The 13793-nt window shown below is 69.7% G+C and carries 13 protein-coding genes; 5 read left to right on the top strand and 8 right to left on the bottom strand.

Going from position 1 to position 13793, the window contains the following annotated elements:
- Window positions 1-78: 78 nt before the first annotated feature.
- Entirely contained in the window at window positions 79-1626 is a 1548-nt protein-coding gene (locus tag DAT35_RS15855) for an ATP-binding protein (protein ID WP_108067819.1), read from the bottom strand.
- A gap of 55 nt (window positions 1627-1681) precedes the next feature.
- On the opposite strand from DAT35_RS15855, the gene DAT35_RS15850 reads away from it, so the two are divergent.
- Entirely contained in the window at window positions 1682-2194 is a 513-nt protein-coding gene (locus tag DAT35_RS15850) for a GNAT family N-acetyltransferase (RefSeq protein ID WP_108067818.1), read from the top strand.
- Window positions 2195-2277: 83 nt separating this feature from the next.
- Here DAT35_RS15850 and DAT35_RS15845 read toward each other — a convergent pair whose 3' ends face one another.
- From DAT35_RS15845 to DAT35_RS15835, 3 genes are read right to left on the bottom strand one after another with little or no spacing between them, the layout of a single operon-like run.
- Entirely contained in the window at window positions 2278-2955 is a 678-nt protein-coding gene (locus DAT35_RS15845) for a hypothetical protein (RefSeq protein WP_108067817.1), read from the bottom strand.
- Between the two features lie 6 nt (window positions 2956-2961).
- Window positions 2962-4236: a hypothetical protein gene (locus DAT35_RS15840; RefSeq protein ID WP_108067816.1), complete on the bottom strand. Its 1275-nt coding sequence runs from the start codon at window positions 4234-4236 to the stop codon at window positions 2962-2964.
- The gene (locus DAT35_RS15835) at window positions 4233-4802 is read right to left on the bottom strand and encodes a hypothetical protein (protein WP_108067815.1); all 570 of its coding nucleotides are present in this window, start codon (window positions 4800-4802) and stop codon (window positions 4233-4235) included. Before DAT35_RS15835 ends, DAT35_RS15840 begins: the two co-directional genes overlap by 4 nt.
- Window positions 4803-5045: 243 nt before the next feature.
- Between DAT35_RS15835 and DAT35_RS15830 the strand changes: the two genes are divergently transcribed.
- The 3 genes from DAT35_RS15830 to DAT35_RS58165 are packed head-to-tail and all read left to right on the top strand — an operon-like array spanning window position 5046 to window position 8799.
- Window positions 5046-5570 (top strand): RNA polymerase sigma factor, encoded by a 525-nt coding sequence (locus DAT35_RS15830; RefSeq protein ID WP_158501722.1) that lies wholly within the window; start codon window positions 5046-5048, stop codon window positions 5568-5570.
- A complete protein-coding gene (locus DAT35_RS15825) occupies window positions 5567-8449 on the top strand; it encodes a CHAT domain-containing protein (protein WP_108067813.1) in 2883 nt (960 codons plus the stop codon). Before DAT35_RS15830 ends, DAT35_RS15825 begins: the two co-directional genes overlap by 4 nt.
- 20 nt (window positions 8450-8469) lie before the next feature.
- Window positions 8470-8799 (top strand): hypothetical protein, encoded by a 330-nt coding sequence (locus DAT35_RS58165; RefSeq protein ID WP_146209732.1) that lies wholly within the window; start codon window positions 8470-8472, stop codon window positions 8797-8799.
- A gap of 53 nt (window positions 8800-8852) precedes the next feature.
- Here the strand turns inward: DAT35_RS58165 and DAT35_RS15815 are convergent, their stop codons facing one another.
- Window positions 8853-9827, bottom strand: coding sequence for an NADPH:quinone reductase (locus tag DAT35_RS15815; RefSeq protein WP_108067811.1), 975 nt, complete (start codon window positions 9825-9827; stop codon window positions 8853-8855).
- Window positions 9828-10000: 173 nt separating this feature from the next.
- Between DAT35_RS15815 and DAT35_RS15810 the strand changes: the two genes are divergently transcribed.
- Window positions 10001-11116: an isoaspartyl peptidase/L-asparaginase family protein gene (locus DAT35_RS15810; RefSeq protein ID WP_108067810.1), complete on the top strand. Its 1116-nt coding sequence runs from the start codon at window positions 10001-10003 to the stop codon at window positions 11114-11116.
- Between the two features lie 24 nt (window positions 11117-11140).
- Here the strand turns inward: DAT35_RS15810 and DAT35_RS15805 are convergent, their stop codons facing one another.
- Genes DAT35_RS15805 through DAT35_RS15795 form a run of 3 tightly spaced genes read right to left on the bottom strand, consistent with a single transcriptional unit; the run spans window position 11141 to window position 13642 of the window.
- A complete protein-coding gene (locus DAT35_RS15805; RefSeq protein ID WP_199242900.1) occupies window positions 11141-11806 on the bottom strand; it encodes a phosphoribosyltransferase in 666 nt (221 codons plus the stop codon).
- 22 nt (window positions 11807-11828) lie between these two features.
- Complete coding sequence (locus DAT35_RS15800; protein WP_108067808.1) at window positions 11829-13172, bottom strand: nicotinate phosphoribosyltransferase; 1344 nt, start codon at window positions 13170-13172, stop codon at window positions 11829-11831.
- Window positions 13173-13192: 20 nt separating this feature from the next.
- Entirely contained in the window at window positions 13193-13642 is a 450-nt protein-coding gene (locus tag DAT35_RS15795) for a co-chaperone YbbN (RefSeq protein WP_108067807.1), read from the bottom strand.
- Window positions 13643-13793 lie beyond the last annotated feature (151 nt).

Below are 13793 nucleotides of genomic sequence, written 5' to 3'. Positions count from 1 at the left end.
TGGACTCCTGCTCGCGCCGACTCCTCGCGGATGCCTCCTCGCGTGGACTCCGGGCGGGCCTGCGCCAGAGGTGGGAGGTCACGCCCGCACCACGGAGACCTGGCGGCCCGAGGGAGAGGCGGCGGCGGTGGCACGGGTGCGTTCGGCGATGGGGGGCTGACCACTCCTCCGGTCGAAGATGACGAGCCATCCGCTGCCGAGCCCCAGGCCCGCCAGATAACCATCGAGCTGGGCCAGTCCTTCGTCCAGCGGATCCTTCTCTCCGTCGCGCCACACTTTCAGCTCGAGGGCGAGCGTGTCCGGTCCATGGCGCAGGCACAGATCCATGCGTCCCGTGCCAATCGCATACTCCCGCTCCAGAGTTCCCCCGCCATTGGCCACCCGGTGCAGGAAGGCCATGAGGACCAGATGGGGAGCAATCTCATGGTAGGGCGCGGTGCCGAGCAGGGGCTGACCATGCTGCCGCCAAAAGGCGAGGAACGCCTCCATGAGACGCTCGGTGTCCAGACGCCCGTCGGCTCGCAGCCAGGTGACGGCCTGGGGCGGGAGCGAGGCGAAGGCCGTGTTCGCCAGCACCCGGGGGATGACTTCCCGGTAGAGGGGATTGGCGACTTCCAGGCCGCCCGTGGGCGCCAGACGGACCAGTCCGAGGTCCTGGACGAAGCGCAAGTCATCCGCGGGCACCTCACCCAGGGCGAGACCGGCGAGAAGAGGCTCGAGGATGCGGCGCACGCGGGGTTCGCGCAGGCGCTCGGCGAGGCTGTCCAGGTGGGTGTCCTGGCGGCGCAGCAGGATTTCCTTGGCGGCGTCCACGTGGGCGGCGGTGAGGGCCTGGCTCGGGTCGGGCACCAGCTGCTCCACCATCTGCCGGGCGAGGGCGTTGACCAGCCAGGGCTGGCCCTGCGTCCAGTAGAAGGCCCGATCGATGGATTCGGAGAGGAAGACCTGGCCGGTGTCGGAGGTGTGCTGGGCGTAGAGCTCGGCGACCTCGTCACGGGTGAAGTTGCGCAGGGTGAGCGACTCGACCTTGATGTTGAAGGGGCTGGTGGTCCCGAGATGGCCGCGCTCGCCCGAGGTCACCTTGTAGTCGCGCACGTCGCGCAGGCCGATGAGGGCGAGCGAGGCGGGGAAGTGCTCGGGGCGACGGCGGTAACCGTCGCGGAGCTGCCGCAGCACGGAGAGCAGGACATCGTTCCGGAGCGCATCGATCTCATCCAGGAAGACGACCACGGGCCTGGAGGAAGACTCGGCCCAGGCCGAAAGCGCGGCGCTGATGCGGCTGCCCGGAGGGGCTTCGGGGAAGGGCGGGGGTTGTAGCTCGGGTGGGAGCTGCGCGCGGATGTCTTCGCGCCAGCTCTGGAGCACGGCGGATTCGGCGGCGCCCACCTCCTGGAAGGCAGCGCCCAGCTCCATGGAGACGAGGACAGAGACGTAACGTCCCTGCGCTGTCAGCTCGCGAGCGAGCGAGGACAGGGCCGTCGTCTTACCCACCTGCCGAGGGGCATGGAGGACGAAGTAGCTCTTCTGGTCGATGAGGCGGTGCACCTCTGGCAGACGCCGAAAGGCCGGGAGCATGTAGTGGTCGTCCGGCTCACAAGGACCGGCGGTGTTGAACCAGCGAGGCATGGCGGGAACGTAACACCGCCGTCGGAGTCCACCACCTCGGTTAAGGTGTGGCCCCGTGAATCTCCTGGAAACCGAGCGCCTGAGCCTGCGTCGGCTGTCGGTGGATGCGGATGCCGAGTTCATTCTCGAGCTGCTGAATGAGCCCTCGTTCATCAAGAATATTGGAGACAGGGGCGTTCGGTCTGTCGAGGATGCCCGCCGGTATATCGTGAACGGGCCGGTGGCCAGCTATGAGCGATATGGCTTTGGTCTGTATCGGGTGGGGCTGAAGGCGTCGGATGAGCCGATGGGCATGTGTGGCCTGCTGAAGCGAGACTCCATCGAGGACGTGGAGGTGGGTTTCGCCTTCCTGCCGCGCTTCTGGTCGAAGGGCTACGCACTGGAGTCGGCGGCGGCCGTGAAGGCCCATGGCAGGGATGTTCTGGGTTTGAAGCGCCTCGCCGCCATCGTCAATCCAGACAATCAAGGCTCCATCCGGGTGCTCGAGAGGATCGGGTTGAAGTACGAGCGGATGGTTCGGTTGCCCGGAGAGGCGCAGGACATCCGATTCTACGCGGTGGAGCTCTAACCCGCGGCATGGTCGGGAGGGAGAGGCCGGTCTGGCACGCTGGCCGACATCTCCCTCCCGGTGCGCCGCACATCCCCCCGGGCTCAGGGCTCCCCGGAGGACAACCGGCGCTGCAGCTCCTCGTACACCACGGGCTCCCGAGGCTGGGAGGGATCGGCGGGCGCGGGCCGGGTGGGCTCGGCCGGCCGGGGTGTCCCTTCACGCGGGTCCAGACAATACGCACGCATCTGGGCGTTGCCTCGCGGGTCACTGGAGTAGCCAGTGAGCGCGCACAACTGCTCGCCCGGGCAGTCGCGCCGGCTGTGGCACTCGACGTTCTCCTGGCGCACGCAGTGGTCCAGCACGCAGGCCTCCCCCGAGTCGCAGTCGGCATCCGTCGCGCACGGGCCGCAGTGTCCGTCCGTGCACGCGGCGGCGAGGCCACAGTGGTTGGCCTCTCCGCACAGCGCCCGTACCGCGAGGTCCACCTGCATGCCCTGCCACTCGTTCGGGTCCCGGGGCTGGGGTGTCCGGGGTGGCAGGGCGCCGGGTCCCCGCTCCGGTCTGGGAGCGGGTGCCGGGGTACGTCCCAAGGAGGCGGGCACCGGCCGCGGCTCTGGCTGCTGCTGCGCGAGCGCGGAGGTGGGCGGGCGTGGCTCCGAGGCGGACGGACCGTCCTCGGGGAGTTCCGGTGTGAAGGCCATCCGGAAGCCCATGACGGCCAGGGCGCCCAGCAGGACTCCGCCGATTCGCAGGGAGTGTCTGACGTAGGAGCGTGCCATGGCGGTCTACGGGGGGCTGCAGTTGCGAACGTACGGCGTGTAGACGGTCGTGCCGTTCTTGTTGAAGTAGTTCATTCGGTACGAGTAGCTGCCGCGTCCGTCCCAGTTGTCGATGGCTGTGTAGGTGGCGTTCCAGGGCTCGTCGATCTGCAGGGTGCTCGTCCCGTTGTCATAGAGGGCGAGCACGTTGAGCATCTTCCAGTAGTTGCCGGCGCCTTCCGCCACGGTCTCCTGGTCGTCCACGCTGTCGTAGACGTCCCAGAGGAAGCGCATGGCGGTGAGGGGCCAGCGGCTCTCGCCCGTGGCACACGCGGACCCGCTGCTGGTCTCCAGGTTGAAGCTTCCCGTTGCGCACGGCGCGGAGGCGGCCAGGCAGCTATGGGGCTCGGGGCTGTCGGGCCAGTAGAGCGCGCTGTCCGCCAGGAAGGTGGCGAGCGCCTCCTCGAAGGCGGCCGTTCCGTGCTCGGCGGTATTGAGGGTCCACCACTGGCAGCCCGCGGGGAAGTTGCTGGTGCTCGGGTAGCAGTACCCATTGCCACCCGCGCCGTTGTAGGGCTTCGCCAGATAGGACGCGATGTGCCCCATCTCGTGCATCACCCGTCCCTGGGGCGCGAACGCGGCGTTCTCGTCGAGCTGCACCCGCTTGGTCGCACCGTTGGCGCAGCTCGTGTTACAGGTGCCATTGAAGTCCGGCATGCTGTTGGCGAAGCCTCGAATCTCCACTCCGGTGAAGTAGCTCTGCATCACCCCGAAGTAGTCGAGCCCGTCCCGCCACATACGCTCGGCGCCGTCGTAGGCATTGGCCCACTGGTCCGTGCCCCAGGCCGCCGTCCCGATGTTCTGCGGGCTGGTGGAGGTGGTTGCGTTGGTGAGGGTGAAATAGTTGGTCGGGTACCAGCGGTACGTCCCGTTGGAGTAGCGGAGATAGAAGCGGCCGTCCTTCTGGTCCGGCACCCAGTACACGTAGACGCCCGTGGGCGACGTGGTGCCCGGGGAGTACCAGGAGACGGTGTAGTCGCCGTTGACGTCCGTCGAGCCCTGGCCGATGACGCCATTGGCCGAGTCACTCCAGATGTAGACGCGTGCGTTGCGCACCGGCTGGTATGTCTGGAATTGGTCCTGGGTATAGGCCGCGCCCTGGCAGTTGCGGTAGCTCGGACAGTAGTTGCCCTGGTATTGCCAGAACTGCATGCGTCCGCGCACGTAGCCGGAGGCGGCCCGGGTGGGGCTGGCACCGAGCAGGGTGCCCAGGAACACGAGACACAGGAGCAGGTTCTTCATCGCCGCACCGCCTGGTTGGAACGCGAGCGCATGTGCCAGTCATCACCCTCGAGCAGCAGGACCTCGCCCCCGCGGACCTCGAGGAACACCTGAAGTTGCTCCGAGGCCTGGGTGCGGCTGCCCGCCGCCGCCAGGTTGAGGAAGCCGCGGTAGAACCCATCCGGCAGGCCTGCGGGGATGACGATGCGCTCCGCCGTGCCCTGCTCTCCCTCCTTCAGCTTCACCGCGGGCGAGTAGCGCGTGTCCTCGACGACATGGCCCACGTCGTCCATCAGGCGGAAGGCATACATGGCGCGCACGGGCTCGCCGAGATGGCTGGACAGCGTGGGGCGCAGCTCCAATGACTGGCCCTCGGGCCCGGTGCGATAGGCCTCGGGCGTGAGCTCGACCTTCAGCGGGCTCTCCATGCCGCCGATACAGTCGAGGTTCGGGGTGGACACGGCCGGAGCCGTGGGTGACGGGAGTGGCTTCTCCTGTGGGCGAGATGGCTCGGTGCTCGGGATGAGCGCGGAACCGCCGAGCCCCCCAAGGGCAAAGCACAGCGCCCAGGATGTGAGTTCCTTCATGCGTATCCTCCGGATGACTGATGACGAGAGCCGCTCGTGACCGCGACGGCATGGCTCCCGTTCAGAGGTGACGACGAGACCCTTTGCTTCTTCCCAGCGCCTGTTCCGGAACGAGGAACGTGTCACCCGTTCCCGAAAAAAAATGCCCCCCGGGAAGATGGACACCCCTCGGACGTCACCCTGGTGATGACAGGGGACTCTTCGTTGATCCATCCGTGGGAGCCGTGCCAGTCTGCGAGACGGATGCCCGTCTCCCACCTCAGCACCGAGCGGTCCTTCCGGGAGCTGGCGCGGACGCTGGATCCGATCCTCTACAAGGTCGCCCTGCGCGCCTGTCGCGACCCCGCGGTCGCGAGGGACCTGGTCCAGGACACGTTCGAGCGTGGGTTGAGGAGTCTTCCGCAGCTTCCGCCGGACACCAACCTGCGCGCCTGGCTCACCACCGTGCTGCACAACCGCATCGTGGATCACTGCCGGGCCCAGGCGCGGCGGCAGGTGGAGCCCCTCGAGGTGGCGGAGCAGATTCCCCAGGAGCGGGTGGATGATGCGGCGTGGGCTCGAATCACCTCCGAAGACCTGGAGGGGGCCGTGGCCCGGCTTCCGGAGAAGTTCCAGCGCGTGTGCCAGCTCTTCCTGCTCGAGCGACTTCCCTATGACGCCATCGCGCGCAGACTGGGCATTCCGAAGAACACCGTGGGGACGCGGCTGGCCCGTGGCCGGGAGCGGCTCCGCGCCCTGTTGCTCGATGGCACCGAGGAGGTGGAATGAGCTCCCGATGTGAGGACCTCGAGCTCTTCGCGGATGGAGAGATGGCGGATGCGGACGCGGACTCGTTCCGCGTTCATCTGGCCTCGTGCGCCCGGTGCCAGAACCGGCTGCTGGAGTTGATGCACCTGGAGGTGATGGGGCAGGAGGTGTCCGCGCGCAAGCGCTCGCGCCGGTGGGTGGTGCCGCTGGCGTTGGCGGCCTCGCTCCTGGCCGTCTTCATCGGGGCGCTGGTCGCCTCTCGCGAGCACTCCAGGACGCCCGAGCCGCTCACCGTGGCGCTCCTGCGCCCCATGGAGGCGCGCCTCACGTACTCCGGTGCGAGCGCGTACCGCGGCTATGGCGTGGCGCGGGCCGGGGAGGGCTCCTCCGGCGAGCAGGTGCCCGAGGACGTGCTGGCACGGTTGATTCAAGACAAGGATTTCCATGGCGTGGCCACGGCCTACCTGCTCATGGGGGCTCCGAAGCTGGCGGGAGACGCGCTGACGAAGACGGCCTCATCGCCGGACGTGGACTGCGATCGCGCCGTGGTGGCGCTGGCCCAGGGCGCTCACTCGGAGGCACTCCGGTTGCTGGAGGGCGTGTTGTCCGTCCGTCCTGCCCACCCGCAGGCCCTCTGGAACCGGGCGCTGGTGCTGCGAGACCTCGGGCTGCCACTCGCCGCGGCGGAGACCTTCTCCCGGGTGGCCGCGCTCGGCGAGTCCGGCTGGGCCCGGGAAGCCGAGGAGCGCGCACGGGCGCTCCGGCAGGAAGCGGAGGCTTCGCGCACGGCCTGGCTCGGGCTCGACGCGCGCTCCCTGGAGATGGTGAAGGGAGGCGCTCCGCTGCCTGAAGAGGACGCCCGCCGCAATCCCGGCTTCTCCCGGTTGCGCCTGTACGACGCGGCCCGTTCGGCCACCTCCCCGGAGGAGGTGCGCGGACTCCTGCCGCTCGCCCAAGCCCTGGACCGCGAGTACCGGACGGACGTCCTCGAGCGCTACCTCCGCTCGCTCGTCCAGGCCGACTTCCGGCGCCGGAGCGCGGCCGCCCGCGAGTACCGCCAGCTCGTGCTCGGATCGCCTCCCTCCGACACCGAGGCGCTCCTCTCCCGGTTGCGAAGCTCCGGCGAGGGGGACATCGAGCTGGGCACGATGGTGCTCTCCCGGAGCACGTCCCGCCGCCCCGAGCGCTTCAGCGAGCTGGTGGCTCGCGCGGCGGACCCCTGGTTCGACATCCTCGCACTGCATGAGCGGGCCAGGGAGTTGCTCCTGCGCGACGAGTCCGCCGAGGCCGAGTCCGTCCTTCTCTCCGCGCTCGCCCGCTGCGAGCGGGAGCGCCTCGACTACCGCTGTGCCCGGCTCGAACTGGAGCTGGCGGGGCTGTACAACACCGTCCACCGCATCGAGGCGGCGCTGCTCCAGGCCCGGCGGGGGCTCGAGCGCGTGCGGCGCACCCACGAGTGGGAGCTGGAGCAGATCTTCCTCCAGCGGCTGGCGCAGATCGCCCGCTTCCAGGATGACTTCCCCCTCGCGCGGGCCTACCTCGAGGAGGTGCTGCTTGAGAGCGAGGGCGGCAGGGACGCCTGCGCCATCAGCAACTACGTGCACGAGACGCTCGCCAACATGGCGCTCATCCGCGTGGACCGCGAGACGGGCCTCCGGGAGTTGAAGCTGGCGCCCACCTGTGGTGCACCGCCCTCGGCGTTCCGTGCCGCCATCCTCGCGGACCTCGTGCGCCTGGGCGCGCCGCCCGACGTCGAGCACGAGTTCTGGAGTGCCCTGGCCACCCTCCGCGCGGCGGAGGACTCGGGCGAGGGGACGCGCATCTTCCTCGACTACCTGGAGGGACGGGTCGTCATCGAGCGGGACTCCGCTCGAGGCCAGCGCCTGCTGCGAGACGCCATCGACAGGGCGGAGCGTCAGCCCGTGGACAACATCCAGGCGCGCAAGGCACGCGCCTCCAGCCTCGCGGTCCTGGCGATCGACGCGCTTCGGACGGGAGTGCCCCAGCAGGCGTTGGAAGCCATCTCGCGGGCCATGGAGTTGCCCACGCCCGAGCGCTGCGCGCTGGGTTTCGCGATGGACGACGAGCGGCTCGTCATGGTGGCGCGGGACGGGCAGGGGAGGACCCGGGGCGAGCTCCAGGTGCAGGTGACAACGGGCCCGCTGGAGCCCGAGAAGCTCGTGCCCGAGAGTCTGCGGACGCACCTCGCCGGCTGCCCGAGGGTGGAGGTGCTCGCGCCCGCGCCCCTCCAGGGACGGCCCTCGCTGCTGCCACCCGAGGTGGCGTGGAGCTACCGGCTGAAGTCTGGAGCGCCCCCGGGGGCACCAGGCCTGCCCGAGCGACGGCTCGTCGTGCATGACATCCAGGCGCCGGAGTCGCTGAACCTCGCGCCCCTGGGGCCTTGGAGTCCCGAGCCCCGGTCACCCGACCTCGTCGAGGTGCGGGGCACCGAGGCCACTCCCTCGCGCGTGCAGGAGTTGATGGGGGAGGCCACCGTCATCGAGTTCCATGTCCACGGCTTGGTGGACCAGGCGGAGGCCTCGGCCCTGGTGCTGTCCCCGGACAGGGACGGCCGCTTCGCCCTGAAGGCGCGCGAGGTCCGCGAGCGACCGTTGAAGGGAGCACCGCTCGTCATCCTGGGTGCCTGCGACGCCGCGAGGACCCTGCCCTGGAAGCACGAGGCCTGGAGCCTGCCAGCCGCGTTCCTGGAGGCGGGGGCTCGAGGGGTGCTCGCGTCCACCTCCCGGGTGCAGGACGCGGACGCGAGCGTGTTCTTCGATGCGGTCCGAGCCCGCATCCGCGCTGGTTCCACGCCCGCGGCCGCCCTGCGCGACGAGCGCCTCGTGTGGCTCTCCCGGGAGCCGCGGAGCTGGGTCCGGGACGTGATGCTGTTCGAGTAGTGCCTTGCGAAGGAGACTCCATGAAGATGCTGTCGCGGTTCGTCCCGTGTCTGGTGTTGCTGATGGCTGGCGGTCCCACCCTCGCAGCCGAGCAGAAAGGCAGTAGCGCGAAGGGCAGTGCTGCGCCGAGGGGCGGTGCTCCTTCTGCAAATGTGAAGGAGGCCCAGACCACGACCTCCTGCACCACCTGCCTGGACCAGGACACCAATCCCAAGGTGACCACCTCTGGAACGGGCGGAACCGATCCCGACCTCTTCAAGCAGAAGCCCGCGAATACGAAGGTGAAGGTCAAGGAAGACAAGGCGGGGAACACGCCGCAGAAGGCCCCGGCCGCGCAACCCAAGCCGTAGCGAGGGAGATGGCACGGGAGCTCCTCGCGGGCTCCCAGGCCACACGTCCGCCGTCACGGGATGTCGATGAGCACCTTGCCCACCGCGTTCTTCTTCACCGCGTCGAGTGCGGCGGCGGTCTGCTCGAGCGTGAAACGATGCTCCGGCAGCGGCTCGAGCGCGCCGGCTCGGAGCGCCGCGGTGACGTCGCGCACGCCGTCCTCGAGCATCTGCGCGGTGAGCCCGTAGACGAGCATGCCCCGGATGCTGAGGTTGTTGGTCATCAGTGCCCGCACGGGCAGCACGGGGTCCTTCTCCTCGGTCGCGTAGGTCCAGATGACGGCGTGGGGCGCGAGCGCTGGGAGCATGGCCTCGAGGTTCGCCCCCAGCGCCACCTCGACGACGTGATGAATCCCACCAGGCGCGGCGGCCTTCAGCTTCTCGCGGAAGTCCGCGTCGCGGTAGTTGAGCACCCCGTGCGCGCCCGCGTCGGAGGCGATCCGCGCCTTCTCCTCCGAGCTCACCGTGGTGATGACTCGCGCGCCCGCCCAGCGCGCGAGCTGAATCGCCGCGTGTCCGACCGCACCCGCGCCGCCGCTGACGAGCACCGTCCGGCCCTGCACGCCTCCATCGCCGAAGAGGCAGCGGTGCGCGGTCAGGTAGGGGATGCCCAGGCCCGCGCCCTGCGAGAACGAGATGCCCTCCGGCAGATGCACCGCCTGGGCCGAGGGCACGACCGTGTATTGGGCGGCGGTCCCGTTCGGCCGCTGGCGGGCCGCGTGATAGACCCAGACGCGCTGACCGCGCCGGGAGGGGTCCACGCCTTCTCCGACCGCGTCGATCTCCCCCGCGCCATCCTGGTTGGGGATCTGCTCCGGCCACGGCAGGTTCCGGGCGGACCACTCGCGCGCCTTCCAGTCGGTCGGGTTCACGCCCGAGACACGCACCCTCACCCGCACCTCGCCCCAGCCCGGCTTCGGATCCGGAACGTCCTTCACCACGAGCTCATGGCTCTTCGAACCGCCCGCTCCGTAGACGGCAGCACGCATCGTTCATCCTCCTGAATCTGGCGGAGCGTTCTAATCATCGGACCCTTCCATCGCTCGCCCGAGTGTTGAACGTGTGGCGAGAGGCCCGGGTGCCAGCGCGGGCCGTGTCTGGACCCGGCGCTTGCGATGGGGCAGAACCCGGGCCTGGAAGTGACCCCACGAGGACTCCGCGCATGCCCGCTCCGCTCCGTCGTGCCCTCTCGGCCGCTGCCCTGACAGCCCTGCTCCTGCCGCTCGGGTGTTCCACTGCCCTCACCACCAAACGGGAAGAAGAGAAGCTCATGAGCTCTTCCGACGACGTCTCCAAGCCCGCCCCGCGCTGGGGCATCGTCATTCACGGCGGCGCTGGCGTCATCAAGCGCGAGTCCCTCACCCCGGAGCCCGAGGCCGCTGTCCGCGCCGCCCTCGCCGAGGCCCTCCAGGCCGGTCACGCCGTTCTGGCGAAGGGAGGCTCCAGCGTGGATGCCGTCACCGCCGCCATCCGCGTCATGGAGGACTCGCCCCTCTTCAACGCCGGCAAGGGCGCCGTCTTCAACCATGACGGCAAGAACGAACTCGATGCCGCCATCATGAACGGGCGTACTCGAGAGGCTGGCGCCGTGGCGGGTCTGCACCATGTGAAGAACCCCATCACGCTCGCGCGCGCCGTGATGGAGAAGTCCCCGCACGTGATGATGGTCGGCGAGGGCGCCGAGGCGTTCGCGAAGCAGCAGGGCGTGGAGCTCGTCCCCGAGAGCTACTTCTTCACCGAGGAGCGTTGGCAGGCGCTGCAGCGCGCCCTGGAGGCGGAGAAGAAGCAGCAGGAGGCGCCGCCCGAGCCGGGGCAGCCGCAGGGGCCCTCGACCTTCTACGAGACTCCCGACGGGAGTGACCACAAGTTCGGCACCGTGGGCGCGGTGGCGCTCGACCAGTCCGGCAACCTCGCCGCGGGCACCTCCACGGGCGGCATGACGAACAAGCGCTTCGGCCGCGTGGGGGATTCGCCCATCATCGGTGCAGGCACCTACGCCGATCCGCGCTGCGGCGTCTCCGGCACCGGCCACGGCGAATACTTCATCCGTTACGGCGTGGCCCGAGACATCTGCGCCCGCGTGGAGTACCTGCAATTGCCGCTGCTCGAGGCCGCCAACCAGGTCGTCCTGGACGTGCTCGTGAAGGCCGGTGGCGAGGGCGGTGTCATCGCCATGGACTCGCAGGGCAACGTGGCCACGCCCTTCAACTCGACGGGCATGTACCGCGGCTACATGGGGCCGGACGGCGTTCCCTCCGTCGCCATCTTCAAGGAGTAGCGAGAGCGACGAGGAGGGTGGGGCTCAGGGGGCTGGCGAGGCTCCGAGGTTTCGCGCCGCCGTGAGCAGTGCGAGCACCTCCTCGTCGTCCACCTGATGGAAGTCCTCGTACCACGCCCCCACCGAGCCGACCATCTCCGGCTCCTGCACCGCCACCACCTCGTCCACTTCCTCGCTGCCCAGCCCCTTCGCTGTCTCCTCGCCAGCTACTGGGACCGCGAGCACCAGTCTTTCTGGCCCCAACGCGCGCACTGCTCGCGCCGCCGCTCGCGCCGTGCCTCCCGTCGCCAGTCCGTCGTCCACCAGGATGACCGTGCGTCCTCGTACGTCCGGCAACGGCCGCTCGCCCCGGTACAGACGCACCCGCCGCGCCAGCTCGCGTGCCTCCTCCAGCGCCACTGCCCTCACGTCCTCGTCCGTCAGGTCCGCGTACGCCACCACCTCGGGGTTCACATACATCGCGCCTCCCTCGGCGATGGCTCCCATCCCCAGCTCCGGCCGCCACGGCACTCCCAGCTTGCGTACCACGAGCACCTCCAGCGGTGCTCCCAGGGCCATCGCTATCTCATAGCCCACCGGGACTCCGCCCCGAGGCAGCGCCAGCACCACCGGCGACTCGTCACGCAGCTCCTTCAGGCGCTCCGCCATCATCCTTCCCGCTTCGCTCCGGTCCCGGAACCTCATCCGCATCGTCTCTCCTCCTCGGGCCGCTTCATGGCGCGTGCAGCTCCTCCCGCAGCTGCGCGACAATCTGCTCCCTCGCCTCGTTCAGCGCGCGGCTCACGTCCACCGGGTAGGGCGGCCGGGCTGGCTCCAACCGCGTCACCTCCAAGGGCAGGCGTGCCAACTCCTCCCTCGCGTGCGCTCGTATCGCCTCCAGCGAGGGCGAGGCGCCTTCCAGCCTCGTACCCGCGTGCATCACCTGCCGCAGCAGCGGTCGTCCCGGCAACACCTCGCCGTGGCGCGCCAGCACGTCCCTCCTCGCCACGCCGTCCTCTTCCTCGCGGAACACCTGCTTGCGTCCAGGCAGCAGCGCCTTGCCCGTGGACAGCTTGAGCCTCCCGCGGCCCGCGTACTCCACCAGCTTGTAGGCCATGTCCAGCGCGGGCACGTCCGCGGACACCCCCATCGCCGTGCCCACGCCGAAGCCGTCGATGGGTGCGTGGTGCGCGAGCAGCATGTCCACCTCGTCCTCGTCCAGCCCGCCACTCGCGAAGATCTGCACTCGCTCCAGGCCCGCCGCGTCCAGCAGCCAGCGCGTCGAGTGCGCCAGCGACACCAGGTCTCCCGAGTCCAGCCGCACCGCGTGCACCCGGAAGTCCGGCCCGAGCTCTCGCGCCAGCTCCACCACCTTCCGCACGCCCTCCAGCGTGTCGTACGTGTCCACCAGCAGCGTCGTCTCGGGGAAGCGGCGGACGTACGCGCGGAAGGCGGCGAGCTCGTCGTCGTGCGCCTGGATGTAGCTGTGCGCCAGGGTGCCGGACACAGGAATGCCATAGCGCTGGCCGGCCTGCATGTTGGAGGTGGCGCTCACTCCAGCGACATAGGCCGCACGCGCCACCTTCAGGCCCGCGTCCTCTCCGTGCATCCGCCGCACCCCGAAGTCCACCACCGGCCGGCCTCGTGCCGCCTCCACCACTCGCGCCGCCTTGGAGGCCGCCAGCGTCTGCAGGTGCATCTGGTTGATGAGGTACGTCTCCACCAGTTGCGCCTCGGGCAGGGGCGCGACGACCTCGAGCAGCGGCTCCTCGGCGAAGACAGGCGTGCCCTCGGGCACCGCGTGCACGTCTCCGGTGAAGTGGAAGTGCTCCAGCCAGTCCAGCAGTCGCGGAGAGAAGCGTCCCAGTGACTCCAGCCAGGCGAGCTCCTCCGCCGAGAAGCGGAGCGACTCCAGCCAGGTGAGGGCGTCCTCCAGCCCGCTGGCGAGCAGGAAGTTGCGGCGCGCGGGCAGCCGGCGGACGAAGAGGCTGAAGGCGGCCTCGTCGTGGAGCCCCTCCGCGAGGTAGGCGTCCACCATGGTGAATTCATAGAGGTCCGTGAGGAGCGCCGACGCCATGCCTCTTCCTCACCGTGCCCTCAAACCGAGGCCGACGGCCCCTGACCCTGCGCGGCCGACAGGGCCCAGCGCTCCAGCTCCGCCTGGGGCAGCAGCCCGCTGCGGCGTGCGACTTCCCGGCCGCCGGAGAAGACGACGAAGGTGGGAATGCCCTGGACGCGCAGCTGACTGGCCGCCTGGGGATTCGCGTCGGTGTTCAGCTTGAGGATGACGAGCCGGCCCGCCTGCTTGCGGCCCACCGCCTCGAGGATGGGGGCGGCGGCACGGCACGGGCCACACCAGGGCGCCCACAGGTCCAGCAGGAGGGGCACGGGTGAGGCACTCACCGCCCGCCACAAGGCCTCCCCGTCCACCTCCTGGGGGGCACCCGACAGGTCGAGCGGCCGCTGACAACGGCCACAGGTCGGCTGGCCAGGGGGAGGGGGCTCTCGCACGCGGTTGAAGGCGCCACAGGAAGGGCAGCGGAACATGGGATTCTCCAGGGCCTCTTCTGCTGAAGGTAGCGATGCGGGGAGCGCCAGCCCGGGACCGGAGCCGGCCGTCCGGGCGTTCCGGGGGCGGACGTGCAGGCTCTGCGGTGGGCTCCCCCGAGTGCGCAGCTTTTACGCCTGGCGCGAGGGC

This window comes from Vitiosangium sp. GDMCC 1.1324 (assembly GCF_003044305.1).
GTDB lineage: Bacteria > Myxococcota > Myxococcia > Myxococcales > Myxococcaceae > Archangium.
This window is presented reverse-complemented; position numbering and strand designations above follow the sequence as displayed.

Bases quoted from the DNA above. Each gene is read 5' to 3' on its own strand.
- DAT35_RS15840 (WP_108067816.1), bottom strand. From the start codon at position 4,236: ATGAAGAACCTGCTCCTGTGTCTCGTGTTCCTGGGCACCCTGCTCGGT.
- DAT35_RS58165 (WP_146209732.1), top strand. From the start codon at position 8,470: ATGAAGATGCTGTCGCGGTTCGTCCCGTGTCTGGTGTTGCTGATGGCT.
- DAT35_RS15825 (WP_108067813.1), top strand. From the start codon at position 5,567: ATGAGCTCCCGATGTGAGGACCTCGAGCTCTTCGCGGATGGAGAGATG.
- DAT35_RS15830 (WP_158501722.1), top strand. From the start codon at position 5,046: ATGCCCGTCTCCCACCTCAGCACCGAGCGGTCCTTCCGGGAGCTGGCG.
- DAT35_RS15800 (WP_108067808.1), bottom strand. From the start codon at position 13,172: ATGGCGTCGGCGCTCCTCACGGACCTCTATGAATTCACCATGGTGGAC.
- DAT35_RS15805 (WP_199242900.1), bottom strand. From the start codon at position 11,806: ATGCGGATGAGGTTCCGGGACCGGAGCGAAGCGGGAAGGATGATGGCG.
- DAT35_RS15795 (WP_108067807.1), bottom strand. From the start codon at position 13,642: ATGTTCCGCTGCCCTTCCTGTGGCGCCTTCAACCGCGTGCGAGAGCCC.
- DAT35_RS15815 (WP_108067811.1), bottom strand. From the start codon at position 9,827: ATGCGTGCTGCCGTCTACGGAGCGGGCGGTTCGAAGAGCCATGAGCTC.
- DAT35_RS15845 (WP_108067817.1), bottom strand. From the start codon at position 2,955: ATGGCACGCTCCTACGTCAGACACTCCCTGCGAATCGGCGGAGTCCTG.
- DAT35_RS15810 (WP_108067810.1), top strand. From the start codon at position 10,001: ATGCCCGCTCCGCTCCGTCGTGCCCTCTCGGCCGCTGCCCTGACAGCC.
- DAT35_RS15855 (WP_108067819.1), bottom strand. From the start codon at position 1,626: ATGCCTCGCTGGTTCAACACCGCCGGTCCTTGTGAGCCGGACGACCAC.
- DAT35_RS15835 (WP_108067815.1), bottom strand. From the start codon at position 4,802: ATGAAGGAACTCACATCCTGGGCGCTGTGCTTTGCCCTTGGGGGGCTC.